The organism is Streptomyces sp. NPDC059917 (assembly GCF_042730635.1).
In the GTDB taxonomy this organism is placed as follows: Bacteria; Actinomycetota; Actinomycetes; order Streptomycetales; family Streptomycetaceae; genus Streptomyces.
Map to the genome: position 1 here is coordinate 1 of NZ_JBHWLC010000067.1, position 22,731 is coordinate 22,731.

A 22,731-nucleotide genomic window follows, 5' to 3' on the forward strand; every position below is an offset into this window, starting at 1 on the left:
GGGTGCGGGGGCGGCGTCCTCTGCGGGCGCGGCGACCGGCTCGGCGGCGGGGGCCGCGGCCTCGACCGGAGCGGCTTCGGCGGCCGGGGCGGCGACGGCGCGGGTGGCACGACGACGGGCACGCGGCGCGGGAGCGGCGTCCTCGACGGGCGCGGCGACCGGCTCGGCGGCGGGGGCCGGGGTGACCTCGGAGGTCTCGGCGGTCACGACGGCGCCGGGCGGACCGGCGGGCCGCGATGCGGCGCGGCGCCGCCTGCGCGGCGGCAGGTTGTCGCTGGGGCTGTTGCCCTCGGCGGTGTTGTCGTTGGCGGTGTTCTCGTTGTTGAGCATGTGCGGGGTTCTCCCGTCGCGCTCCCGGGCGCCGCGGCTGACATCCGGTCCGGCACGGCTCCGCGCGATGAACGCGGAACCGGCCTCCGGGGCGCGTGCGCCACACGGGAGCTGTAGTCCATGGCCGCCGGTTCCGTACGTGTTTGTCCGTACGGCCTGGCGGAAGTCTTCAGGTCTTTGCGCCGCCCGACCCAGGAAGATCCCGGATGCCAGGGTGGCGCGGCAACGACGGTCCCTACGCGGCGGGACCTTCCGGCGCCTTCGCGTCGGCCGCTACGGCAGCCGTGGGTGGGGCGGCCGTGACGGCCTCGCGGTCGGGCGCGAGCGGGTCGGTCACCGTGCCGGACTCCTCGTCGAAGAGCCCCTGCGCCAGCCTGGTCACCGCTGCGGGGACCGGCGGCGCCAGGTCGGCCACAGCTCGGAGACCGGACAGGACGTCGTCGGGTCGAACGGCAGGTGTCAGATGCCGAACAACCAGCCGCAGTATCGCACAAGCACTGTCCAGCGGCCTATCAGCCGGAACGGCCGAGGTCGCGGCCAGGTCGAGGCTGACGACGGCGCCGCGCGTGTCGAAGGTGCGCATGCCGTTCTTCGTACGGCGCTGGACCTCCACGGTCTCGGCGGCGAGGAAGAGGGCCACGGCCCGCTCGGCCTCGGCGGGGTCCGTGCCGTCCAGGCGCAGTTCCCAGATCGAGGCGGTGAGCCGGTCCGCGAGGCCCGAGGTGCGGGCTTCGACGGCGTCGACGATGTCCAGGCCGGCCGGCATCGACTCGTCGAGCAGGGCGCGCAGCGTCTGCGGGTCGCGGGGCGCGGCGAGGGCGATCTCCAGGTACTCGGCTTCGCTGCCGGTCCCGGTGGGGGCCGCGTTCGCGTACGAGACCCTGGGGTGCGGGGTGAAGCCCGCCGAATAGGCCATCGGAACCTCGGCGCGGCGCAGGGCCCGCTCGAAGGCTCGCTGGAAGTCGCGGTGGCTGGTGAACCGGAGGCGGCCGCGCTTGGTGTAGCGCAGTCGGATGCGCTGTACCACCGGTGCGGGAGGGGGGCCTTCGGGCTGTCGCTTGCCCAGTGGTTCTTCTCCTTGTGCGGGGCGGGCGCTCTCGCGCACCGTCCGAGGTCTGTGGAGCCGTCCGGCCGTGCCCGCTACTCCGGCTCACCCCCGCTGGCGCGGGGAGATCTCGGGTGCGTGCGCGTCGCCGTCAGCTGTCGTACTACCCACAGTACGCGCCCGTGACCTCCTCGGTTGCACGGGAGGATCAGCCCGGGTCGAGGGAACCGGGATCGGCGAGCCGCTCGGCGCGCCCCGCGGCGCACGGGCCTTCGGGCGCCGCCCGAACGCGCGTGCCCCCGCCGGATCCCGGCGGGGGCACGTGCGCGACAGCGGTGACGGCCGTCGTGGCGGCTACTTCACGACCGACAGCGGCAGCAGCTTCTGGCCCGTGGGGCCGATCTGGATCTGGGTGTCCATCTGCGGGCAGACGCCGCAGTCGAAGCACGGGGTCCAGCGGCAGTCCTCGACCTCGGTCTCGTCGAGGGCGTCCTGCCAGTCCTCCCAGAGCCAGTCCTTGTCGAGACCGGAGTCGAGGTGGTCCCAGGGCAGGACCTCCTCGTAGGTGCGCTCGCGGGTCGTGTACCAGGCCACGTCCACGCCGTACGCGGGCAGCGTCTTCTCGGCCGCCCGCATCCAGCGGTCGTAGGAGAAGTGCTCGCGCCAGCCGTCGAAGCGACCGCCCGATTCGTAGACGGCGCGGATGACGTCGCCGATGCGGCGGTCACCGCGCGACAGCAGGCCTTCGACCACGCCCGGCTTGCCGTCGTGGTAGCGGAAGCCGATGGAGCGGCCGTACTTCTTGTCGCCGCGGAGCTTGTCGCGCAGCTTGGTCAGGCGCGCGTCCGTCTCCTCGGCCGACAGCTGCGGGGCCCACTGGAAGGGGGTGTGCGGCTTGGGCACGAACCCGCCGATGGACACCGTGCAGCGGATGTCGTTCTGCCCGGAGACCTCGCGGCCCTTGGCGATGACGTTGACCGCCATGTCGCCGATCTGCAGGACGTCCTCGTCGGTCTCGGTCGGCAGGCCGACCATGAAGTACAGCTTCACCTGGCGCCAGCCGTTGCCGTAGGCGGTGGCGACCGTGCGGATCAGGTCCTCTTCCGAGACCATCTTGTTGATGACCTTGCGCATGCGCTCGGATCCGCCCTCGGGGGCGAAGGTGAGGCCCGAGCGGCGACCGTTGCGGGTCAGCTCGTTGGCCAGGTCCACGTTGAACGCGTCCACGCGGGTGGACGGGAGGGACAGGCCCACCTTGTCCTCCGTGTAGCGGTCCGCCAGGCCCTTGGCGATGTCCGCGATCTCGGTGTGGTCCGCGGACGACAGCGAGAGCAGGCCGACCTCTTCGAAGCCGGTCGCCTTCAGGCCCCGCTCCACCATTTCGCCGATGCCGGTGATGCTTCGCTCCCGTACGGGACGCGTGATCATGCCGGCCTGGCAGAAACGGCAGCCGCGGGTGCAGCCGCGGAAGATCTCCACGGACATGCGCTCGTGGACGGTCTCGGCGAGCGGGACCAGGGGCTGCTTCGGGTAGGGCCACTCGTCGAGGTCCATGACCGTGTGCTTGGACACCCGGTACGGAACGCCGGAGCGGTTCGGAAGGACACGCGCGATGCGGCCGTCCGGGAGGTATTCGACGTCGTAGAAGCCCGGCACGTACACCCCGCCGGTCTTCGCCAGGCGCAGCAGGACCTCTTCGCGCCCGCCCGGACGGCCCTCGGCCTTCCAGGCGCGGATGATGTCGGTCATGTCGAGGACGGCCTGCTCGCCGTCGCCGATGACCGCGCAGTCGATGAAGTCCGCGATCGGCTCGGGGTTGAAGGCCGCGTGGCCGCCCGCGAGGACGATCGGGTCGTCGATCGTACGGTCCTTGGCCTCCAGCGGGATGCCCGCCAGCTCCAGTGCCGTGAGCATGTTGGTGTAGCCCAGCTCCGTGGAGAAGGACAGGCCGAACACGTCGAAGGCGCCCACGGGGCGGTGGGAGTCGACCGTGAACTGCGGCACCTTGTGCTCGCGCATCAGCTCTTCGAGGTCGGGCCACACGCTGTAGGTGCGCTCGGCGAGGACGCCCTCGCGCTCGTTGAGCACCTCGTAGAGGATCATGACGCCCTGGTTGGGCAGTCCGACCTCGTAGGCGTCCGGGTACATGAGCGCCCAGCGGACGTCACATTCGTCCCAGTTCTTGACGGTGGAGTTCAGCTCCCCGCCGACGTACTGGATCGGCTTCTGGACGTGCGGAAGCAGGGCCTCGAGCTGAGGGAAGACCGACTCGGTCATCACGCGACTTTCGTGAAGCGGGCAGGGGGCGACTCTCAAGCGTACCCCGGGGCACGGGCGCCACCCGCCGCCCCGATCACCGGCTAACCGCCCAGCGGGGCCCGGAGCCGCGGGTCGGAGGCTTCGGCCCAGGCCGCGGGGAGTTCGCGTTCGCGGCGCTCGGCCAGGGCCTCCTCGCGTCCGTGCAGCAGGCCCCAGGTGAAGGAGGACTCCCCCGCGCCGTTCGCCTGGACGGCCAGGGCGCGCAGGGCGTCGCGGGCGACCACGCTGTCCTGGTGGTCGCCGAGCAGGGTCTGGACCGACTTCATGGCCTTGGCCAGCCGTTTCGCCGGGGCGCCGAGGGCCGGTACGGCGGCTTCCGCCGCGTAGCGGGCGCGCTTGGCGGCCTTGCGCGCGTCGTGCAGGGCCAGGTCGCGGTCCTCGCCGGGGGTGAGGGCGAGCGCCGTGCCGATCCGGCCGGAGAGGCGTTCGTAGTCGGCGAGGACGGCCTTGGGCAGGACCCGCGGGGCCGGCTTCGCGGCGGCCGGGAGCAGCGGCGGGTCCTGGAGCAGCGCGTCCAGGGCGTCGAGCAGGGCGAGGTAGCGCTTGCCGTCGAGGGTGGCGAGGGCGCGGCGCCGGGAGCCGGAGCGGCGGGCGGTGTTCCAGATGCGCAGGCGGGCGCGGACGGGGCCGAGCACCAGGGTCTGCGGGAGTTCGCCGAGGCGGGTGCGCAGGCGGTCCAGGAGGACCTCCTGGTCGCGGTCGACGCCGAGCTCGCCGGCGAGCCAGCGCAGCTCCTGGCCGAGCGGGTCGGTGCGCTCGCGGTCCAGGACGCGGCGGTGGGTGCGCAGCGCGCTGCGCAGGCGGCGGGTGGCGACGCGCATCTGGTGCACGGCGTCGGGCAGCGCGCGCCGGACGGCCGGGTCCTGGGCGACGAGGGCGTCGCGCTGGGCGCGCAGGTACGCGAGGACGTGGGCGCCCGCGGTGTCGTCGGCCGGGTCGGCGCCGGGCCGGGGGGCGGGCGCGGATCCGGTCTCGGCGAGGGCGCGGGCGAGTTTGGAGGGGGCGGCGGAGACGGCGAGTCCGGCCTTGCGCAGGCGCTGCTCGACGGCGTCGAGCAGGGCGGGGTCGACGTCGTCGGCGAGTTCGACCTCCACCTCGGTCCAGGTGGCGGTGGTGTCGTGGCCCTCGGCGCGCACGGCATCGGTGCTCAGCTCCGCGAGCAGCGCTCCCCCCTCGTCCAGGAGGTGGAGCACCTTGCGCGAGGACAGCAGCCGCATCTGCGGGACGAGCGCCGCGTCGCGGACCCGGGAGCGCAGCAGGGCGGTGAGGGCGCGCGGCACGCCGTCGGTGAGTCCCGCGCGCACTTCGTCGCGCACCCCGGGCGAGACGGGGAGCTTGAGGTGCCAGCCGGCGTCCTCGCCGCCGGTCCTGCGCCGCAGGGTCAGGCCGTCGGCGGCGAGCCGCTGGTCGGGGGTGTCGTAGTAGACCGCGTCGAGTTCGACGGTGCCGCGGTCGAGGACCGCGGCGATGCCGGCCGTGCCCGTCAGGTCCGGTACGCCGCGCCGTCCCGCCTTGACGCTCGTGAACTCGAATTTCCGCTCGACTTCGCGCTTGGTCTCCGCCATGGACCGAACGTAGTCCTGAACGGAAGACGAAGTGAAGGCGAACGCCGGGGACGGCCGCGCGTCGGCCACGGATCCGGCCGACAACGGCCCCTCAGGCCGACATCGGCCGTTGCACCCTGATCGACTGCAACAGCCCGATGGCCACCCACACGGCGAACATCGACGATCCTCCGTAGGAGACGAAGGGCAGCGGCAGTCCGGCCACCGGCATGATGCCGAGCGTCATGCCGATGTTCTCGAAGGCCTGGAAGGCGAACCAGGCGATGATCCCGGCGGCCACGATCGTCCCGTACAGCTCGGTGGTCTCGCGGGCGATCACGCAGGCCCGCCAGAGCACCACGCCGAGCAGGACCAGGATCAGCCCGGCCCCGACGAAGCCCAGCTCCTCCCCCGCCACGGTGAAGACGAAGTCGGTCTGCTGCTCCGGCACGAACTGGCCGGTGGTCTGGGAGCCCTGGAAGAGCCCCTCGCCGAACAGTCCGCCGGAGCCGATCGCGATCCGGGCCTGGTTGGTGTTGTAGCCGACGCCCGCCGGGTCCAGGGCCGGGTTCGCGAAGGCCGCGAAGCGGTTGATCTGGTACTCGTCGAGGATGCCGAGCTGCCAGATGAGTACGGCGCCCAGCGCGCCGGATCCGAGCAGCCCGAGCACCCACCGGTTGGAGGCCCCGGAGGCCAGCAGCACCCCGAGCACGATGACCAGCATGACCATGACCGAGCCGAGGTCGGGCATCAGCATGACGATGCCCATGGGCGCGGCGGCCAGGCAGAGCGCCTTGGCCACGGTGCGGTGGTCGGGGTGGTCGAGGTCCCCCGCGTCCACCCGGTGCGAGAGCAGCATCGCCATGATCAGGATGATGGTGATCTTGCAGAACTCGGAGGGCTGGAGCGAGAAGCCGCCACCGATGACGATCCAGGCGTGCGCGCCGTTGATGGTCGCGCCGAGCGGGGTGAGCACGGCCAGGACCAGGACCAGCGAGAGCCCGTAGAGGATCGGCACCGCGCCGCGCAGGGTGCGGTGGCCGAGCCAGACCGTGCCGATCATCAGCACCAGGCCGATGCCGGTGTTCATGGCGTGCCGGAAGAGGAAGTAGTACGGGTCGCCGTTGTTCAGCGAGGTGCGGTTGCGGGTGGCCGACCACACCAGCAGCGAGCCGATGAAGGACAGCGCCAGCGCGCTGAGCAGTATCGGCCAGTCCAGCCGCCACAGCATCGAGTCCCGGGCGGTGAGCTTGCCGATCGCGCTCCGGTCGGGGCCGTAGCGGGAGACGGAGAAGGCGTTCGGTCCGGGCATCAGTCCTGCCTCCCGGTTCCCGGGCTGCGCGGCGGGCCGGCGGCGGGCGGCGGCGCGTCCGTCGGGCTCGGCGGGACGTAGGGCTTGACCTCGGGCGCGTCGATCGAGCCGTCGGGCTGGATCGTGGGGAGCGCGGTCTCGGGGTGCGGCAGCAGGGCCTTGGAGAGGTCCTGCTTGCCGGCCATGTCGAGGCCGTAGATCGCGTTGTAGATGTTGCGCACGGCGGGACCGGAGGCACCGGAACCGGTACCGCCCTGGGAGATCGTCATCACGATCGTGTAGTCCTCGGTGTACGTGGCGAACCAGGACGTCGTCTGCTTGCCGTAGACCTCGGCGGTGCCGGTCTTGGCGTGCATCGGGATCTGCTTCTGCGGCCAGCCGCCGAAGCGCCAGGCGGCGGTGCCGCGCGTGGCGACGCCCTCCAGCGCATCGTTTATCTGCGACCGGGTCTTCTCGTCCATCGGCAGCTTGCCGTGGGCCTGGGGCTTGATCTCCTGGACGTTCTTGCCGTCGGCGCTGACGATCGCCTTGCCGATGGTGGGGTTCCACATCGTGCCGCCGTTGGAGATGGCGGCGTAGATGGTGGCCATCTGGATCGGGGTGACGAGGGTGTCGCCCTGGCCGATCGAGTAGTTGACGGAGTCACCGGCGCGCATCATGTTGCCTTCGAGGCAGTTCTCGTAGGAGAGCAGCTCGATGTAGGTGCCGCCCTTCTTGCCGACCTTGCACCACTGGTCCTTGTTGGCCTCCCAGAACCGCTGCTTCCACTGGCGGTCGGGGACCCGGCCCTTCTCCTCGCCCGGCAGGTCGACGTGGGTCTCCGCGCCGAGGCCGAACTCGTGGGCCGTCTTGTAGAAGATGTCCGCCGGGTTCTTCACCGGCTTGAGCGCGCCGTCCTTCTGCCACTGCTGGTGGGCGAGGGCGTAGAAGACGGTGTCGCAGGAGACCTCCAGGGCCTGGCCGAGGGTGATCGAACCGTGGCCCTGGGACTCGAAGTTCTTGAAGACCTGGCCGCCGATGGAGTACGAGCTGGGGCAGGGGTAGTTGCCGTCGAAGGCGTACCCGGCGTTGACGGCGGCGGCGGTGGGGATGACCTTGAAGATGGAGCCGGGGGCGGCCTGGCCCTGGATCGCCCGGTTCATCAGCGGGACGTTGGACTCCTTGGCGGTGAGCTTGGCGTAGTCCTTGCCGGAGATCCCGCCGACCCAGACGTTGGGGTCGTAGGTCGGGTTGGAGGCCATGGCCACGACGCGGCCGGTCTTGGACTCCAGGACGACGACGGCGCCCGCGTCGGCCTTGTAGTTGACGCCGGTGTTGCGGTCGTTCTGCTTGCGGGCCTCGACCATGGCCGCGTTCAGCTCGTACTCGGTGACCGCCTGGACCCGGGAGTCGATGCTGGTGACCACGTTGGCGCCGGGGACCGCGGGGTCGTTCTTGGCCTCGCCGATGACGCGGCCGAGGTTGTCGACCTCGTAGCGGGTGACGCCCGACTTGCCGCGCAGCGCCTTGTCGTAGGTGCGCTCCAGGCCGAAGCGGCCGACCTGGTCGGAGCGCAGGAAGGGCGAGTTGGTGGTCTTGGCGGTCTGGATCTCGCTGTCGGTGACGGGCGAGAGGTAGCCGAGGACCTGGCCGGTGTTGGCGCCGCCGGGGGCCGGGTAGCGGCGTACGGCGGTGGGCTCGGCGGTGATGCCGGGGAAGTCCTCGGGGCGCTCGCGGATCTGCAGGGCCTGCTGGGTGGTGGCTTCGAGCGTGACCGGGATCGGCTGGTACGGGGAGCCGTTCCAGCACGGCTGGGGGGTCTTGGAGTCGCAGAGGCGGACCTTGTCCATGACCTCCTGCGGCTTCATGTCCAGGACCCCGGCCAGCCGGGTCAGGACGTCCTTGCCCTTGTCCTTTATCTTCATCAGCTCGGTGCGGCTGGCGGAGACGACCAGGCGGGTCTCGTTGTCGGCGAGGGCCACCCCGCGGGCGTCGAGGACCGACCCGCGCACGGCGGGCTGGACGACCTGCTGGACGTGGTTGTTCTTGGCCTCGTCCGCGTACTCCGCGCCGTTGCGGATCTGCAGGTACCACAGCCGCCCGCCGAGGGTGAGCAGCAGCGAGAAGACGAGCACCTGGAGGATGACGAGCCGGATCTGCACCCGGGGGGTGCGGCCGGTCTCGGGAATGTTGGTCACGCGCGGTCCCCCGTCACAGCTTCTTGACGCCCTTGACGCTCTTCACGCCCTTGACCCCCTTGACGCCCTTTATGCGCACGGCCTTGTTCGCGCGGCTGCGCGCGGTCTTCATCCGCAGACCGCCGCGCTGGCTGCCGATGCGCAGGCCCGTGCCGCCCGAGAGCCAGCCGGAGGCCACGTCGGCGCCCTGCGCCGGGCCGCCGCCCGTCTCGACGGCCATCGGGTCGTTCTCCGCGCGCCGGGCCAGCGCCATCAGGAACGGCACCGTGAAGGGTGCGAGCAGCAGGTCGTAGAGGACCGCGGTGAACAGCAGTCCGCTCAGCCCGACGTGGCGGGCGGCGGTGTCGCCGACGAGGGCGCCCACGCCCGCGTAGAGCAGCGTGGAGCCGACGGCGGCGGCCACCACGGTGAGCATCGGCCCCCAGGCGGAACGGAAGCGCCCGGTGTCGGGCCGCACCAGCCCGCAGACGTACCCGGTGAGGCAGAGCACCAGGGCGTAGCGGCCGGCGGCGTGGTCGGCCGGCGGGGCCAGGTCGGTCAGCAGTCCGGCGCTGAAGCCGATCAGGGCTCCGCTGACCGGTCCGTAGACCAGGGCGAGGGCGACGACGGTGAGCAGGACCAGGTCGGGGACGGCGCCGGGCAGCTGGAGCCGCCCCAGCACGCTGACCTGGACGACGAGGGCGACCACGACCAGGGTCGTGGAGAGCAGGATGCGGTTGAAGCGCATGGCGGTCGGCTCCTACTCGTCGGCCGGCTTGACGGACCCGCTGGGGGACGGCGCGACGGTGACGGTGACGGTCGGCGTCGGCTTGGGTCCCTCGGGCTTGGGCGGCAGGACGGCGTCGCGCGGGTCCTGTCGGGGCGGCATGACCACGACGCCGACGATGTCGAGGCGGGAGAAGCCGACGTAGGGGCGGACCCAGATCGTGCGGGTGAGGTCGCCGCGGGAGGGGTCGACCTTGACCACCTCGCCGATCGGGACGCCGGGCACGAAGGGCTTGTTGCCGCGCGAGCCGAAGGTGACGAGGCGGTCGCCGGGGCTGACCTTGGCCTTGCCGTTGAGCATCTGGACGGACAGGGCGCGGTCGCCCTGGCCGGTGGCGAAGCCGAGCTCGCCGGTCTTCTCCAGGCGGGTGCCCACCGTGAAGTCCGGGTCGTTGGCCAGGACGACGGTGGCGGTGTCGGGGCCGACGGTGGTGACCCGGCCGACGAGTCCGTCGCCGTTGAGGACGGTCATGTCGCGTTCGATGCCGTCCTTGCTGCCGGCGTCGATGGTCACGGTCCAGGAGAAGCCCTGGGCCGCTCCTATGGCGATGACCTCGGCGCCCTTGATGCCGTACTGGCCGGAACCGGCGCGCTTGAGCATCTCGTCCAGCTCGTGGATCCGGCTCTTGTTGCGGTCGTCGCTGCCCAGTTTGGCCTTGAGCGCGGCGTTCTCGCCCTCGAGCACGGTGATGCGGTTGTGGCGCTCACCGGAGTCGCGCACCGCCCCTATGGCGTTGGCGACCGGGTCCACCGCGGTCGCCACGCCCTTCTCGACCGGGCCGAAGACCGCTGCGGCGGCCTGCCGGGCACCGTCGACCGGTGACTCCTCGCCCGCTCTGATGTCCACCGTGATCAATGCGAACGCGATGGCGATCAGCAGCACCAGGAGCAGCCGGCTCTCTCGTGTGTCCCTCACGTGCGGCGGCCGTGCCTTCCTCGTCGGAATATTTCCCTGCCTGTATATCAACGATCCGCCGTACGGGAGCGACAGCACCCGTACGGCGGATCCTTGTGTTCCGCAAGGCCGTCCGCCCCGTGGGCCCCCTGGCAGAGGGGCGCGCGGCGGGGCGGGTCAGCGGCGGGGCTGCGCGTCCAGGACCTGCTGGAGCGCCTCGAACTCCTCCACGCACTTGCCGGATCCGAGCGCGACCGAGTCGAGGGGGTCCTCGGCGATGTGGATCGGCATGCCGGTCTCGCGGCGCAGCCGCTCGTCGAGGCCGCGCAGCAGGGCGCCGCCGCCGGTGAGGACGATGCCGCGGTCCATGATGTCGCCGGACAGCTCCGGCGGGCACTTGTCCAGGGTCGTCTTGACCGCGTCGACGATGGCGTTGACGGGCTCCTCGATGGCCTTGCGCACCTCGGCCGCGGAGATGACCACGGTCTTGGGCAGGCCCGAGACGAGGTCGCGGCCGCGGATCTCGGTGTGCTCGTCCTTGTCGAGGTCGTAGGCCGACCCGATGGTGATCTTGATCTGCTCGGCGGTGCGCTCGCCGAGGAGGAGCGAGTACTCCTTCTTGATGTGCTGGATGATCGCGTTGTCCAGCTCGTCACCGGCCACCCGGATGGACTGCGCCGTGACGATTCCGCCGAGCGAGATGACGGCGACCTCGGTGGTGCCGCCGCCGATGTCCACGACCATGTTGCCGGTGGCCTCGTGGACGGGCAGGCCCGAGCCGATGGCGGCGGCCATGGGCTCTTCGATGATGTGCACCTGGCGGGCGCCGGCCTGCGTGGACGCCTCGATGACGGCGCGCCGCTCCACTCCCGTGATGCCGGAGGGTACGCAGACCACGACGCGCGGACGGGCCAGGTAGCGGCGCTTGTGGATCTTGAGGATGAAGTACCGGAGCATGCGCTCGGTGATCTCGAAGTCGGCGATCACGCCGTCCTTGAGGGGGCGTACGGCGACGATGTTGCCGGGCGTGCGCCCGATCATCTTCTTCGCTTCGGAACCGACCGCCAGAATGCCACCGGTGTTCGTGTTGATGGCGACCACGGACGGCTCGTTCAGGACGATACCCCGGCCCCTCACGTACACCAGCGTGTTGGCGGTCCCGAGGTCGATCGCCATGTCACGGCCGATGAACGACATGTTGTTCCCCTTGTTCCCCATGAGGAGCGTCTGGCCTTCCAGTTGATAGCGGCTGCTGTCAGGTCGGCGAGGTGGGTGTGTGGGTGGAGGCCCCATCGTAATGCCGCAAGTACGGGCACCGCGCGACGGGACTCCGGCAATCCCGCCGGAACGGAAACCCGCCCCCTAGTGGTGACGTCACGTCCTGCGCATACGTTCCCGTGATCACCCGTTAATACCGAAGGGCGACCGAAATTAATTCGGTCGCCCCAGGTCATGAGCGCTATTCGGCTGATGTTCCGTCAGGAAAGAGTCATCAGAGAGCCGGGAAGAACAGCTTCAGCTCCCGCTCGGCGGACTCCTCGGAATCCGACGCGTGGATCAGGTTCTCCCGGGTGATGGTGCCGAAGTCGCCCCGGATGGACCCGGGCGCCGCGGCGATCGGGTCAGTGGGTCCGGCCAGCTGGCGGACACCCTCGATCACGCGTTCCCCTTCGACCACCAGGGCGACGATCGGACCGGAGGACATGAAGCCCATCAGGGGCTCGTAGAACGGCTTGCCCTTGTGCTCCCCGTAGTGCGCCTCCAGGGTCTCCTGGTCCAGCGTCCGCAGCTCCAGCGCGGGGATGGTCCAGCCGGCCTTGCGCTCGATCCGGCCGATGACCTCGCCGATCAGACCACGACGGACGGCGTCGGGCTTGAGCAGGACGAGAGTGCGCTGGGTCATGTTCTAACTCCTTGCGGCATACGGGTGCGGTGCGTCGAGGCTACAGGGGCCGTACGGGCCCCCGTCACGCAGCGTCAGGAGCGGCCGCCTCCGCCTGCGCGGCCCAGCGGGCCTTGATGACGTCGATCTTCCGCCCGTAGTGCACGGAACACCACCACAGGCCCGCGAACACCGCACCGAGGATGAACATCGTCGGAACGACGAACCCGCTCAGGACCAGCCCGATCTGCAGCGCCCACCCGATCTGGACGGCGCCGGGGCGCGAGAGCATCCCGCACAGCAGTACCGACAGCAGCATGGTGACCCCGCAGACCGTCCAGACCGTGGCCTGCGTCAGGTCCGGGTCCTTCATCGCGACCAGACCGGCGAAGCCGATCACGAAGAACTCGCCGATCAGCGTGCTGGCACAGAGCGTGTGCATGTCCTCAGCCCCTCTTGAACAGCAGGCGTGCCTCGCCCACCGTGATGACGGAGCCGGTCACCAGGACCCCGGCCCCTCCGAATTCGGCCTCTTCCTCCGCCAGGGTGATGGCCGCCTCCAGCGCATCGTCCAAACGGGGCTCCACCTGTACCCGCTCGGCGCCGAAGACCTCCACGGCGACCGCGGCCAGCTCGTCAGCGCCCATCGCCCGGTGACTGGCGTTCTCGGTCACCACGACCTCGGCGAAGATCGGCTCGAAGGCCTCCAGGAGGCCCCTGACGTCCTTGCCCTCGCTCGCGGCGACCACGCCGATGAGCCGGCTGAAGCCGAAGGACTCGGTGACCGCCTCGGCCGTGGCCAGGGCGCCCGCCGGGTTGTGCGCGGCGTCCAGCACCACCGTGGGGCTGCGCCGGACGACCTCCATCCGGCCCGGGGAGGACACGGAGGCGAAGGCCTTGCGCACGGTGTCCACGTCCAGCGGACGCGCGTGCTCGGCGCCGATCCCGAAGAACGCCTCTACGGCCGCCAGGGCCACCGCCGCGTTGTGGGCCATGTGGGCGCCGTACAGCGGCAGGAAGATGTCCTCGTACTCGCCGCCCAGCCCGCGCAGGGTCAGGTGCTGACCGCCGACCGCGACCTCGCGGGCGACCACGCCGAACTCCATGCCCTCGCGGGCCACGGTCGCGTCCACCTCCACGGCCTTCTTCAGCAGCACCTGCGCCGCGTCCACCGGCTGCTGCGCGAGGATCACGGCGGCGCCCTGCTTGATGATCCCGCCCTTCTCCTGCGCGATCTCGCCGGGAGTGGAGCCGAGCCGGTCCGTGTGGTCCAGGCTGATCGGGGTGATCACCGCGACCGAGCCGTCGATCACGTTGGTGGCGTCCCAGCTGCCGCCCATGCCGACCTCGACCACGGCCGCGTCGACGGGGGCGTCCGCGAAGGCCGCGTAGGCCATCCCGGTGAGCACCTCGAAGAAGGACAGCCGGTACTCCTCGGCGGCGTCGACCATCTCCACGTACGGCTTGATGTCGTGGTAGGTCTCCACGAACCGCTCGTGGCTGATCGGCAGCCCGTCGAGGCTGATCCGCTCGGTGATCGACTGCACGTGCGGGCTGGTGTAGCGCCCGGTGCGCAGCTCGAAGGCGACCAACAGGGCCTCGATCATGCGGGCGGTGCTGGTCTTGCCGTTGGTGCCGGTCACGTGGATGGAGGGGTAGGCGCGCTGCGGTGACCCCAGGACGTCCATCAGCGCCGCGATGCGCGTGACGGACGGCTCCAGCTTGGTCTCGCCCCAGCGGCCGGCGAGCTCCTGCTCCACCTCGCGCAGGGCCCGCTCCACCTCCGGGTCCTCGGGGCGGGAGGGGGCCTGGTCGCCCTGCGGCGCACCCCCATGGGCGCGCAGGGTGCGGCTGCCCGCCTCGATCACCGCCAGGTCGGGGTCGCGGTCGGTCTCTTCGGCCACGATCTGGTCGAACTCGTCGGGCCGGTCGTCGCTCTCGGGCTGCTGCTCACTCACGGGCCCCAGTCTACGGACGGGGAGCGGAAGGACTTTCGGCCCGGGCGTTTCGGGACCTTGGGCGCAAAGGGCGACCAGATCGTTATGCGAGTCTTGCGGCAGGAGATTGGGGAACAAATGCCGCAGGCCAGCAGCAATAAGACAGGATCCAGCCGCGACATAGGAATAGACCTGGGGACCGCGAACACCCTCGTCTACGCACGGGGGCACGGCATCGTGCTCAATGAGCCGTCCGTGGTGGCGGTCCGGGCGGGAACCACGGCGGCCGTGGCCGTGGGCACGGAAGCCAAGGAGACCATCGGCCGCACCCCCGGCTCCATCACCGCGATCCGCCCGCTCCAGGGCGGCGTGATCTGCGACTACGAGGCCGCGGAGGAGATGATCCGGCACTTCGTGCGCAAGGCCGTGCCGGGCCGCAGGCCGCGCACCCGCATGGTGGTCTGCGTGCCGTCCGGGGTCACCCCGGTCGAGCGGCGGGCCATCATCCACGCCTCGACCCGGGCCGGGGCCAAGGCCGTCCACCTGATCGAGGAACCGATGGCGGCGGCGATCGGCGCCGGGCTGCCGGTCTCGGAGCCGCGCGGCTCGATGGTGGTGGACATCGGCGGGGGCACCACCGAGGTCGCCGTGATCTCGCTGGGCGGGATCGTCACCTCGCGGTCGCTGCGGGTCGGCGGGGACCGGCTCGACGCGGCGATCATCGACTACGTCCGCAAGGAGCACTCGCTGCTCATCGGCGAGCGGACCGCCGAGGACATCAAGTGCGCCATCGGCTCGGCCTGGCCCGTCCCGGGCAGCCCGGAGCTGGAGGAGCGCACCTTCACCGTGCGCGGCCGGGAGAAGGTCGCGGGGATGCCCAAGACCCTGGAGCTGACGGCCTACGACGTCCGCTCCGCCCTCGACGAGCCGGTCGAGGCGATCATCGCGGCCGTGCGCACCACCCTGGAGGAGTGCCCGCCGGAGCTGTCCGGTGACGTGATGGAGTACGGGATCGTGCTCACCGGCGGCGGCGCGCTGCTACCGGGTCTGGAGCTGCGCCTCGCCTCGGCGACCGGGATCCCGGTCTTCGTCGCGGAGAACCCGCTGGACTGCGTGGCCCTGGGCTCGGGCAAGTGCGTGGAGGACATGGACACGCTCAACTCGCTGCTGTCCCCGGCGAAGTAGCCGGCGCGCGGCCGACCGCCGCCGCGCGGGTGCGGTCAGCCGCGCGGCAGGGTGGCCACGACGAGGTAGGTGTCGTCCGTGCGCGTCGTGGTCAGGGTGCCGCCCAGGCTGCGGACGCGCTCGGCCATGCTCGCCGTGCCCGAACCGGCCGAGACGGGGGCGCGCACCGGGCCGCGCACCGGCAGGCCGTTGCTGACCGCGATCCGCAGCCGCGGGCCGTCGACGCCGATGGTCACCTCGATCGTCTCGCCGCGCGCGTGCTTGGCGGCGTTCGTCAGGCACTCCTGGACCACCCGGTACACGGCGGCCTGGCGCAGCGGCGAGAGGGAGCGCGCCTGCGGGTCCATGACGAGCCGGACGGGTGATCCGGCCCGGCCGCTCTCGTCGGCGAGCCCGGGCAGCCCGTCCACGCCCGGGGTGGAGGCCCGCTCCCCGCGCTGCACGATGATCTCGTTGAGCACGAGGTGGGCCCGGCGCGCGGTGTCGGCCAGCTCCTCGAAGTCCTTGGCGGACGCCGACTCGCGCGTGCGCATCGAGAGCACCTCGGAGCGCACCGTCAGCAGGGTCAGCTCGCGCCCGACGAAGTCGTGCACGTCCCGCGCGACCGAACGGCGCTCCTGCTCCACGGCCTGGTAGACGGCGGCCTCGCCGCGCCGGACGGCCAGCTCGCGCACCAGGTCGTGCCGGTAGGCGGCGATGCCGACGGCGGCGGCCAGCACGCCGATGGGGATGACCAGGCTGAGGAAGCCGCTCAGGGTGTCCGCCCGCTCCTCGGGCCACCCGGGCAGGTTGAAGAGGGCGAAGGCGAAGAGGACGTACCCGGCGGTGGCGAGGATCCCGGCCCGCCGCCCGCGGTAGCGACCGACCGAGTAGAGCGCGAACTGGATCAGGGTCAGCTCGTGCAGCCAGCCGATGAAGAGCAGCGCGGTGAGGTACGCGAGCCACGGCGCCCGGCGCCGCACCAGCAAGGTGGCGGCCCCCAGGGTGAGCACCACGGCGGCCTGCGGGGCGTTGAGCGAGTTGTCCTCGGAGGCCAGTCCCGGCAGGTCGAGCGCCATCAGGGCGAGGCAGCCCAGCGAGGTGAGGACATCGAGCGCGCGGGGCGACCCGGCCCAGCTCTCGGGGAGTCGCCGGCCCGTGGCCAGGACCCACTGGAGCGCCGAGGCGACGGGCTTGACGTGCATGCCCTCCATCATCCGTGGTCGGCGAGGACGATCGAATCTTCCGGGCGTCCGGAAAAGGTGATATGCCACACTCCGTCTGGATGTGGATCAGGGCCGGACGGCCCTGCCCCGGCCCGGCCCGCCTTCGTAACCTCGAAAAGATGACCCCCGAGTACACACCGGTCGGCGCCCGCAGGCGCGGCCTGCCCTTCCTGATGCTGATCGGCGGCGTGATCGGCGCGCTCTCCTCCTGCGTGCTGACCTACGACCGCATCCGCACCCTGGAAGACCCGCTCTTCAGCCCCGGCTGCAACATGAACGCGGTCCTGAGCTGCGGCGACGTGATGACCACCTGGCAGGGCAACCTGCTGGGCTTCCCCAACATGATCCTGGGCATCGCGGGCTTCGCGGCGCTGGCCGCGCTGGGCCTGGCGCTGGTCGCCGGGGCGGTCTTCCCGCGCTGGCTGTGGCGGTGGGTGTGGGTCGGCGTCGCGGCCGGCTTCGTCTTCACGGTGTGGCTGATCGGCCAGTGCCTGTTCGTGATCGGCGCGCTGTGCCCCTGGTGCATGGTCGTGTGGGCGGTCATGATCCCGCTCTTCTGGTACGTCACCCGCCACCTCGCCCGGCCCGGGTCCCCGCTGCGGGCCCTGCCGCACTGGCTCGTGCCGACGTTCCTCTACCTCCTGGTACTGGCGCTCATCCTGTCCGTATTCGGTGTTCGAATTTTCTGACTGTTTACCTAGGATCAGTTCCCTGCGGCCCTCCGGCCCGGCAGCACGCCCGACCCGACCCGAGGCCCGCATTCCGATGAGTCACGTCCCGACCAGCCCTGCCCCCGTCCTGCCCCGCGGCACGGGCGGCCGGTACAGACCCGATGCGCCCGGCGCACCCGGCACGCCCGGCACGCCCGCGCGCCGGCGCCTGAGCCGCCCCGGCGCCCTCGCCGCCCTCGTCTCCGCCCTCATGTCCATGACGGCGTACTGCGCCGGGCTCGCCGCCCACGGCACCTACCCCTTCGGCCCGTCCCCGCGCGCCGACAACGACCTGCGCCACCAGTACGTGCCCTTCCACACCCACCTGTGGGACCTCCAGCACGGCGCGGCGCGGGGCGACCTCCTCTACAACTGGCAGAGCGGCTACGGCGTCGGCTTCCTCGGCGACTTCTTCACCTACCTCGCCAACCCCTTCTCCTGGCTCGTCGGGCTCTTCCCCCGCGACCAGAGCGAGTTCCCCGTCTTCCTGGTCAGCCTGTTCAGCACGGGCCTGGCCGCCGCCGCCATGACCGTCTTCCTCGGCCGGCTGCGCCCCGGCTCGCCCTGGCTGCGCGCCCTGATATCCGTCGGCTACGCCCTGTGCGGCTGGAGCCTGGCCGAGGGGGCCATCGTCCCCATGTGGATGTGGGGCCTGGTCGCGCTCCCGCTGCTCGGGATAGCCGCCGACTGGTGCCTGACCGGCCGCCACCGGATCCTCGGCAGCCTCCTCGTCGCCCTGTGCTGGTACGCGAACTTCTACACCGCCGCCATGGCCACCCTGGCGGCCGCGCTCGTCCTGCTGCTGCGGCTGGCGACCGCCGACACGGCCCGCCTCGGGAGCGGCACCCGGCTCCGGGTCCTGTGGCGGGCCGCCACCATGACCGCCACCGGGATGCTGCTCGCCGCCCCCGCCATCGTGGTGTGCGCCCTGGCCAACGCCCAGGCCCAGCCCACCGACAAGTACGTCGTCAGCGTCGCCACCCCCGCCCTCGGCTACCTGGCGATGTTCCTGCCCGGCAGCATCGCGAGCCCCTCGGCGCCCAACGTGTTCACCGGCTCCCTCGTCCTCCTGCTGGTCCTCGCGCTGCCCTTCCAGTCCCGGGTCCCGGTGCGCGAGCGGGTCGCCTGGGCGGCGCTGATCGTCCTCACCGCGCTCTCCTTCGTGTTCACGCCCACCGCGAAGCTCTGGCAGGGCCTCGCCCTCCCGCACGGCGCCCCCTTCCGCGAGTCCTTCGTCCTCAGCGGCTTCCTGGCCATGGCCGCCTGGGTCTGCCTGGCCCGGATGCCCCGGCCGCGGGCCCTGCTCGGCGGGGCCGCGCTGCTCGCCCTCCTGCTCGCCCTGACCTACGACGCCCAGCCCGTCGGCGGCCACGCGCTGACCGGCAGCCTCGTGGGCGGGGCCGCCGTGACCGGCCTGCTCCTGCTGTACGCGCGCGGGCGCCGCCGCCGGGCCCGCGGCGCCGTCGTCGCCCTGCTCGCCGTCACCGTCCTGGCGGGGGCCACGTACGGCGTCTACGGGCTCACCGAGCTCCTCGACCCCACCAAGCGCGGCCCCGCCCGCGCCCAGACCATGACGGAGCTCGGGCTGAACGTCCGTCGGGTGCTCGCCCCGCACGAGGACTGGCCCGCCGCGCGCACGGACCCCGGGCCCGGCGTCTTCGTCACCAACAACGACGCGATGCTGCTCGGCACCGGGGGCGGCTCGTACTACAGCAGCTACATCACGAAGGAGACCGCCGACGCGCTCGCCGGGCTCGGCCTCGGCGAGGCCATGGGCGGACGCCACCTGTGGCCCGTCCGGGACCCCGTCCTCCAGGCCCTCCTCGCCATCGACACCACCGTCGACGTCATCGACACCGACGGCGCCCGGGCCCGCGGCACGACCGCGCTGCCGCTGGTCGCCGTACGGCCGCCGGGCAGTGACCGGGCGTACGGCGCCCCCGCGGACTCGGTGTGGGCCCGGCGCCAGGCGGCGCTGGGCGCGCGGGTGTACGAGGTCCCCGCGCTCAGCGCCCAGGACCCGCGGCGCGGCCTGCGGCTGAGCCCGGACGCGGCGGACGCGGGCGCGGCCGCCGGGAACACCTTCACCGCCCAGTGCACGCCCGGGGCGCGCGCCTTCCTCTACGCGCCCGCGCTGCGCGCCGACGTCGCCGCCGCAGGCGTCTCCGAGGGCTTCTACGGCGACCCGCCGCAGCGGCTGGCGCCGCTCAAGGAGCTGGGCACCGTCCCGGCCGACGGACGCTTCGTCTTCACCGTCCGCACCGGCGAGGACGGCCAGTCGCTCCCGGCGGACGCGCTCGGCTGCCTGGACGTCCCGGCCTTCGAGCAGGCCGTGCGGACCCTGCGGGAGAAGGGCGGCGCGGCCGTCGAGACCGGCGGGCACTCCCTGACCGCCCGCCTCCCGAAGGGCTCCACCGGCACCGCCGTGGTCGCCACCACCGCTCCCCCGGGCTGGAGCTGCTCGGTCGACGGCGGCCCGGCCCGGCCGCCGGTGTCCTACCAGGGGCTGCTCGGCGTACCGCTGGGGAAGGGCGGCGCGGACCGGATCGAGTGCGCCTACACGCCACCCGGCCTGACCGCCGGGCTCGCCGGAACCGGCGCCGGCGCGCTGGCGCTCCTCGGCACGGCCGTCGCCGCGCGGCTGCGCGGGCGGGGACGCGGGCGCGGGCGCTGACACCTGCGCGGGTCCGGGCCGATCGCGTCGTATCCGGCCCGATCGGCCCGGTCGGCCTCGTCGGGCCAAGGGAAAGGGCCCCGCACCGGCTTCCGGTGCGGGGCCCTTCCCTTGCGACTGCGCGGCCGTCAGGCCTCCGGCATGGCGGCCAGCTGGGCCTGGATCCGGGCGATGTCCGCCTCGGCCTTGGCGAGGCGACCCTTGATCTTGTCCACGACGTTGTCGGGCGCCTTGGCGAGGAAGGCCTCGTTGCCGAGCTTGCCCTCCGCCTGCTGCTTCTCCTTCTCGGCGGCGCCGAGGTCCTTGGAGAGCCGCTTGCGCTCGGCGGCCACGTCGATGGTGCCCGACAGGTCGAGCGCGACGGTGGCACCGCCGACCGGCAGGGTCGCGGTGGCGCTGAAGGCGTCGCCCTCCGGCTGCAGGCGCAGCACCTGGCGGATGGCGGCCTCGTGCGCGGCGAGCGTGGTGGCGGACAGGTCCAGGCGGGCCGGGACCTTCTGCTTGTCGTCGAGGCCCTGCTCCTTGCGGAAGCGGCGCACCTCGCGGACCAGGCTCTGGACGCCCTCGATCTCGGCCTCGGCGGCCGCGTCGCGGAATCCGCTGTCCTTCGGCCACTCGGCGATCACGAGGGACTCGCCGCCGGTCAGCGTGGTCCACAGGGTCTCGGTGACGAACGGGACCACCGGGTGCAGCAGCCGCAGCATGACGTCGAGGACCTCGCCCAGGACCCGGGCGGAGGCCTTCGCCGGCTCGCCGCCCGCGAAGAAGGTCGTCTTCGACAGCTCGACGTACCAGTCGAAGACCTCGTCCCACGCGAAGTGGTAGAGGGCGTCCGACAGCTTCGAGAACTGGTAGTCCTCGTAGTAGGCGTCGGCCTGCGCGACCGTCTCGTTCAGGCGCGACAGCACCCAGCGGTCGGTGGCGGACAGCTCCTCGACCGGCGGCAGGTCGCCCTCGATCGTGGCGCCGTTCATCATCGCGAAGCGGGTGGCGTTCCAGATCTTGTTGGCGAACTTGCTGGAGGCCTGGACCCAGTCCTCGCCGATCGGGACGTCGACACCCGGGTTGGCGCCGCGGGCCAGGGTGAAGCGGACGGCGTCGGAGCCGTACTTGTCCATCCAGTCCAGCGGGTTGACCGCGTTGCCGAAGGACTTCGACATCTTCTTGCCGCGCTCGTCGCGGACCATGCCGTGCAGGGCGATGGTGGAGAACGGCGGGGTGCCGTCCATCGCGTACAGGCCGAACATCATCATCCGGGCGACCCAGAAGAAGAGGATGTCGTAGCCGGTGACCAGCACCGCGTTCGGGTAGAACTTCGCGAGGCTCTCCGTCTGCTGCGGCCAGCCGAGCGTGGAGAACGGCCACAGGCCGGAGGAGAACCAGGTGTCCAGGACGTCCGTGTCCTGGGTCCAGCCCTCGCCCGACGGCGGCTGCTCGTCGGGGCCGACGCAGACGATCTCGCCGTTCGGGCCGTACCAGACCGGGATGCGGTGGCCCCACCACAGCTGGCGCGAGATGCACCAGTCGTGGAGGTTGTCGACCCAGTCGAAGTACCGCTTCTCCATCTCCTGCGGGTGGATCTTGACCTTGCCGTCGCGGACCGCGTCACCGGCGGCCTGGGCGAGCGGGGCGACCTTGACCCACCACTGGAGCGACAGGCGCGGCTCGATGGTGGTCTTGCAGCGCGAGCAGTGCCCCACCGAGTGGGTGTACGGGCGCTTCTCCGCGACGATCCGGCCCTCGGCGCGCAGCGCGGCGACGATGGCGGAGCGGGCCTCCAGCCGGTCCAGACCCAGGAAGGGGCCGTGGACGGTGATGACGGCGTGCTCGTCCATGACCGCGAGGTTGGGCAGGCCGTGGCGCTGGCCGATCTCGAAGTCGTTGGGGTCGTGCGCCGGGGTCACCTTGACGGCGCCGGTGCCGAACTCGGGGTCGACGTGCGCGTCCGCGACGACCGGGATGCGGCGGCCGGTGAGCGGCAGCTCGATCTCGGTGCCGACGAGGTGCGCGTAGCGCTCGTCCTCCGGGTGGACGGCGACAGCCGTGTCACCCAGCATCGTCTCGGCGCGGGTCGTGGCGACCACGATGGACGCGTCGCCCTCGCCGTAGCGGATGGAGACGAGCTCGCCCTCGTCGTCCTGGTACTCGACCTCGATGTCGGAGATCGCGGTGAGGCAGCGCGGGCACCAGTTGATGATGCGCTCGGCGCGGTAGATCAGCTCGTCGTCGTAGAGCTTCTTGAAGATGGTCTGGACGGCCTCGGAGAGGCCCTCGTCCATGGTGAAGCGCTCGCGCGACCAGTCGACGCCGTCGCCGAGGCGACGCATCTGGCCGGAGATCTGGCCGCCGGACTCGCCCTTCCACTGCCAGACGCGCTCGACGAACGCCTCGCGGCCCAGGTCGTGGCGGGACTTGCCCTCCTTGGCGAGCTCGCGCTCGACGACGTTCTGGGTGGCGATGCCCGCGTGGTCCATGCCGGGCTGCCACAGGGTCTCGTACCCCTGCATGCGCTTGCGGCGCGTGAGGGCGTCGATCAGCGTGTGCTCGAAGGCGTGCCCCAGGTGGAGGCTTCCGGTGACGTTCGGCGGCGGGATGACGATGGCGTACGGAGGCTTCTCGCTCTTCTCGTCCGCCTCGAAGTACCCACGCTCTACCCAGCGCTCGTAGAGCTTCCCCTCTACGTCGGCCGGCACGTACGCGGTCGGCAGTTCGGAGTCGGGGCTGCTGGGTGTCTGCGTGTTCTCGGTCACG

The 22,731-nt window shown here is 71.7% G+C and carries 17 protein-coding genes; 3 read left to right on the forward strand and 14 right to left on the reverse strand.

Annotation, left to right across the window (positions count from 1 at the left end):
- From ACFWAR_RS30275 to ACFWAR_RS30330, 12 genes are all read right to left on the reverse strand, one after another.
- The coding region (locus ACFWAR_RS30275; protein ID WP_385783877.1) for a hypothetical protein at positions 1–330 on the reverse strand (330 nt) is incomplete at its 3' end.
- A gap of 235 nt (positions 331–565) precedes the next feature.
- The gene (locus ACFWAR_RS30280) at positions 566–1,357 is read right to left on the reverse strand and encodes a TIGR03936 family radical SAM-associated protein (RefSeq protein ID WP_385783880.1); all 792 of its coding nucleotides are present in this window, start codon (positions 1,355–1,357) and stop codon (positions 566–568) included.
- A 372-nt stretch (positions 1,358–1,729) separates the two neighbouring features.
- A complete protein-coding gene (locus ACFWAR_RS30285; RefSeq protein ID WP_385783883.1) occupies positions 1,730–3,655 on the reverse strand; it encodes a TIGR03960 family B12-binding radical SAM protein in 1,926 nt (641 codons plus the stop codon).
- An 80-nt stretch (positions 3,656–3,735) separates the two neighbouring features.
- Entirely contained in the window at positions 3,736–5,259 is a 1,524-nt protein-coding gene (locus ACFWAR_RS30290) for a CHAD domain-containing protein (protein WP_385783886.1), read from the reverse strand.
- Between the two features lie 91 nt (positions 5,260–5,350).
- Positions 5,351–6,550, reverse strand: a complete 1,200-nt coding sequence (rodA, locus tag ACFWAR_RS30295) for a rod shape-determining protein RodA (RefSeq protein WP_385783889.1) — start codon at positions 6,548–6,550, stop codon at positions 5,351–5,353.
- The gene (gene mrdA / locus ACFWAR_RS30300) at positions 6,550–8,727 is read right to left on the reverse strand and encodes a penicillin-binding protein 2 (protein WP_385783891.1); all 2,178 of its coding nucleotides are present in this window, start codon (positions 8,725–8,727) and stop codon (positions 6,550–6,552) included. Before mrdA ends, rodA begins: the two co-directional genes overlap by 1 nt.
- A gap of 13 nt (positions 8,728–8,740) precedes the next feature.
- Complete coding sequence (gene mreD / locus ACFWAR_RS30305) at positions 8,741–9,454, reverse strand: rod shape-determining protein MreD (protein ID WP_385783894.1); 714 nt, start codon at positions 9,452–9,454, stop codon at positions 8,741–8,743.
- 12 nt (positions 9,455–9,466) lie between these two features.
- The gene (gene mreC / locus ACFWAR_RS30310) at positions 9,467–10,408 is read right to left on the reverse strand and encodes a rod shape-determining protein MreC (protein WP_385783896.1); all 942 of its coding nucleotides are present in this window, start codon (positions 10,406–10,408) and stop codon (positions 9,467–9,469) included.
- A 156-nt stretch (positions 10,409–10,564) separates the two neighbouring features.
- Complete coding sequence (locus tag ACFWAR_RS30315) at positions 10,565–11,584, reverse strand: rod shape-determining protein (protein WP_008738981.1); 1,020 nt, start codon at positions 11,582–11,584, stop codon at positions 10,565–10,567.
- 295 nt (positions 11,585–11,879) lie between these two features.
- Complete coding sequence (gene ndk / locus ACFWAR_RS30320; RefSeq protein WP_354380244.1) at positions 11,880–12,290, reverse strand: nucleoside-diphosphate kinase; 411 nt, start codon at positions 12,288–12,290, stop codon at positions 11,880–11,882.
- A 64-nt stretch (positions 12,291–12,354) separates the two neighbouring features.
- A complete protein-coding gene (locus ACFWAR_RS30325; RefSeq protein WP_385783899.1) occupies positions 12,355–12,711 on the reverse strand; it encodes a DUF4233 domain-containing protein in 357 nt (118 codons plus the stop codon).
- A gap of 4 nt (positions 12,712–12,715) precedes the next feature.
- The gene (locus ACFWAR_RS30330; protein WP_385783901.1) at positions 12,716–14,227 is read right to left on the reverse strand and encodes a bifunctional folylpolyglutamate synthase/dihydrofolate synthase; all 1,512 of its coding nucleotides are present in this window, start codon (positions 14,225–14,227) and stop codon (positions 12,716–12,718) included.
- Positions 14,228–14,344: 117 nt separating this feature from the next.
- Here ACFWAR_RS30330 and ACFWAR_RS30335 point away from each other — a divergent pair, with 117 nt between their 5' ends.
- A complete protein-coding gene (locus ACFWAR_RS30335; protein WP_385783904.1) occupies positions 14,345–15,391 on the forward strand; it encodes a rod shape-determining protein in 1,047 nt (348 codons plus the stop codon).
- A gap of 35 nt (positions 15,392–15,426) precedes the next feature.
- Here the strand turns inward: ACFWAR_RS30335 and ACFWAR_RS30340 are convergent, their stop codons facing one another.
- The gene (locus ACFWAR_RS30340) at positions 15,427–16,575 is read right to left on the reverse strand and encodes a sensor histidine kinase (protein ID WP_385783906.1); all 1,149 of its coding nucleotides are present in this window, start codon (positions 16,573–16,575) and stop codon (positions 15,427–15,429) included.
- Between the two features lie 140 nt (positions 16,576–16,715).
- Between ACFWAR_RS30340 and ACFWAR_RS30345 the strand changes: the two genes are divergently transcribed.
- Both ACFWAR_RS30345 and ACFWAR_RS30350 read left to right on the forward strand, forming a co-directional pair.
- Positions 16,716–17,285 (forward strand): vitamin K epoxide reductase family protein, encoded by a 570-nt coding sequence (locus ACFWAR_RS30345; RefSeq protein WP_385783908.1) that lies wholly within the window; start codon positions 16,716–16,718, stop codon positions 17,283–17,285.
- Between the two features lie 76 nt (positions 17,286–17,361).
- Positions 17,362–19,980 carry a YfhO family protein gene (locus ACFWAR_RS30350; RefSeq protein ID WP_385783911.1) on the forward strand — a complete coding sequence of 873 codons (2,619 nt, stop codon included), beginning with the start codon at positions 17,362–17,364 and terminating at the stop codon, positions 19,978–19,980.
- 128 nt (positions 19,981–20,108) lie between these two features.
- Here ACFWAR_RS30350 and ACFWAR_RS30355 read toward each other — a convergent pair whose 3' ends face one another.
- On the reverse strand, positions 20,109–22,730 hold the full coding sequence (locus tag ACFWAR_RS30355) for a valine--tRNA ligase (RefSeq protein WP_385783914.1): 2,622 nt from the start codon (positions 22,728–22,730) through the stop codon (positions 20,109–20,111).
- Position 22,731 lies beyond the last annotated feature (1 nt).

Bases quoted from the DNA above. Each gene is read 5' to 3' on its own strand.
- ACFWAR_RS30350 (WP_385783911.1), top strand. From the start codon at position 17,362: ATGAGTCACGTCCCGACCAGCCCTGCCCCCGTCCTGCCCCGCGGCACG.
- ACFWAR_RS30315 (WP_008738981.1), bottom strand. From the start codon at position 11,584: ATGTCGTTCATCGGCCGTGACATGGCGATCGACCTCGGGACCGCCAAC.
- rodA (WP_385783889.1), bottom strand. From the start codon at position 6,550: ATGCCCGGACCGAACGCCTTCTCCGTCTCCCGCTACGGCCCCGACCGG.
- ACFWAR_RS30325 (WP_385783899.1), bottom strand. From the start codon at position 12,711: ATGCACACGCTCTGTGCCAGCACGCTGATCGGCGAGTTCTTCGTGATC.
- ACFWAR_RS30290 (WP_385783886.1), bottom strand. From the start codon at position 5,259: ATGGCGGAGACCAAGCGCGAAGTCGAGCGGAAATTCGAGTTCACGAGC.
- mreD (WP_385783894.1), bottom strand. From the start codon at position 9,454: ATGCGCTTCAACCGCATCCTGCTCTCCACGACCCTGGTCGTGGTCGCC.
- ndk (WP_354380244.1), bottom strand. From the start codon at position 12,290: ATGACCCAGCGCACTCTCGTCCTGCTCAAGCCCGACGCCGTCCGTCGT.
- ACFWAR_RS30335 (WP_385783904.1), top strand. From the start codon at position 14,345: ATGCCGCAGGCCAGCAGCAATAAGACAGGATCCAGCCGCGACATAGGA.
- ACFWAR_RS30340 (WP_385783906.1), bottom strand. From the start codon at position 16,575: ATGCACGTCAAGCCCGTCGCCTCGGCGCTCCAGTGGGTCCTGGCCACG.
- ACFWAR_RS30345 (WP_385783908.1), top strand. From the start codon at position 16,716: ATGACCCCCGAGTACACACCGGTCGGCGCCCGCAGGCGCGGCCTGCCC.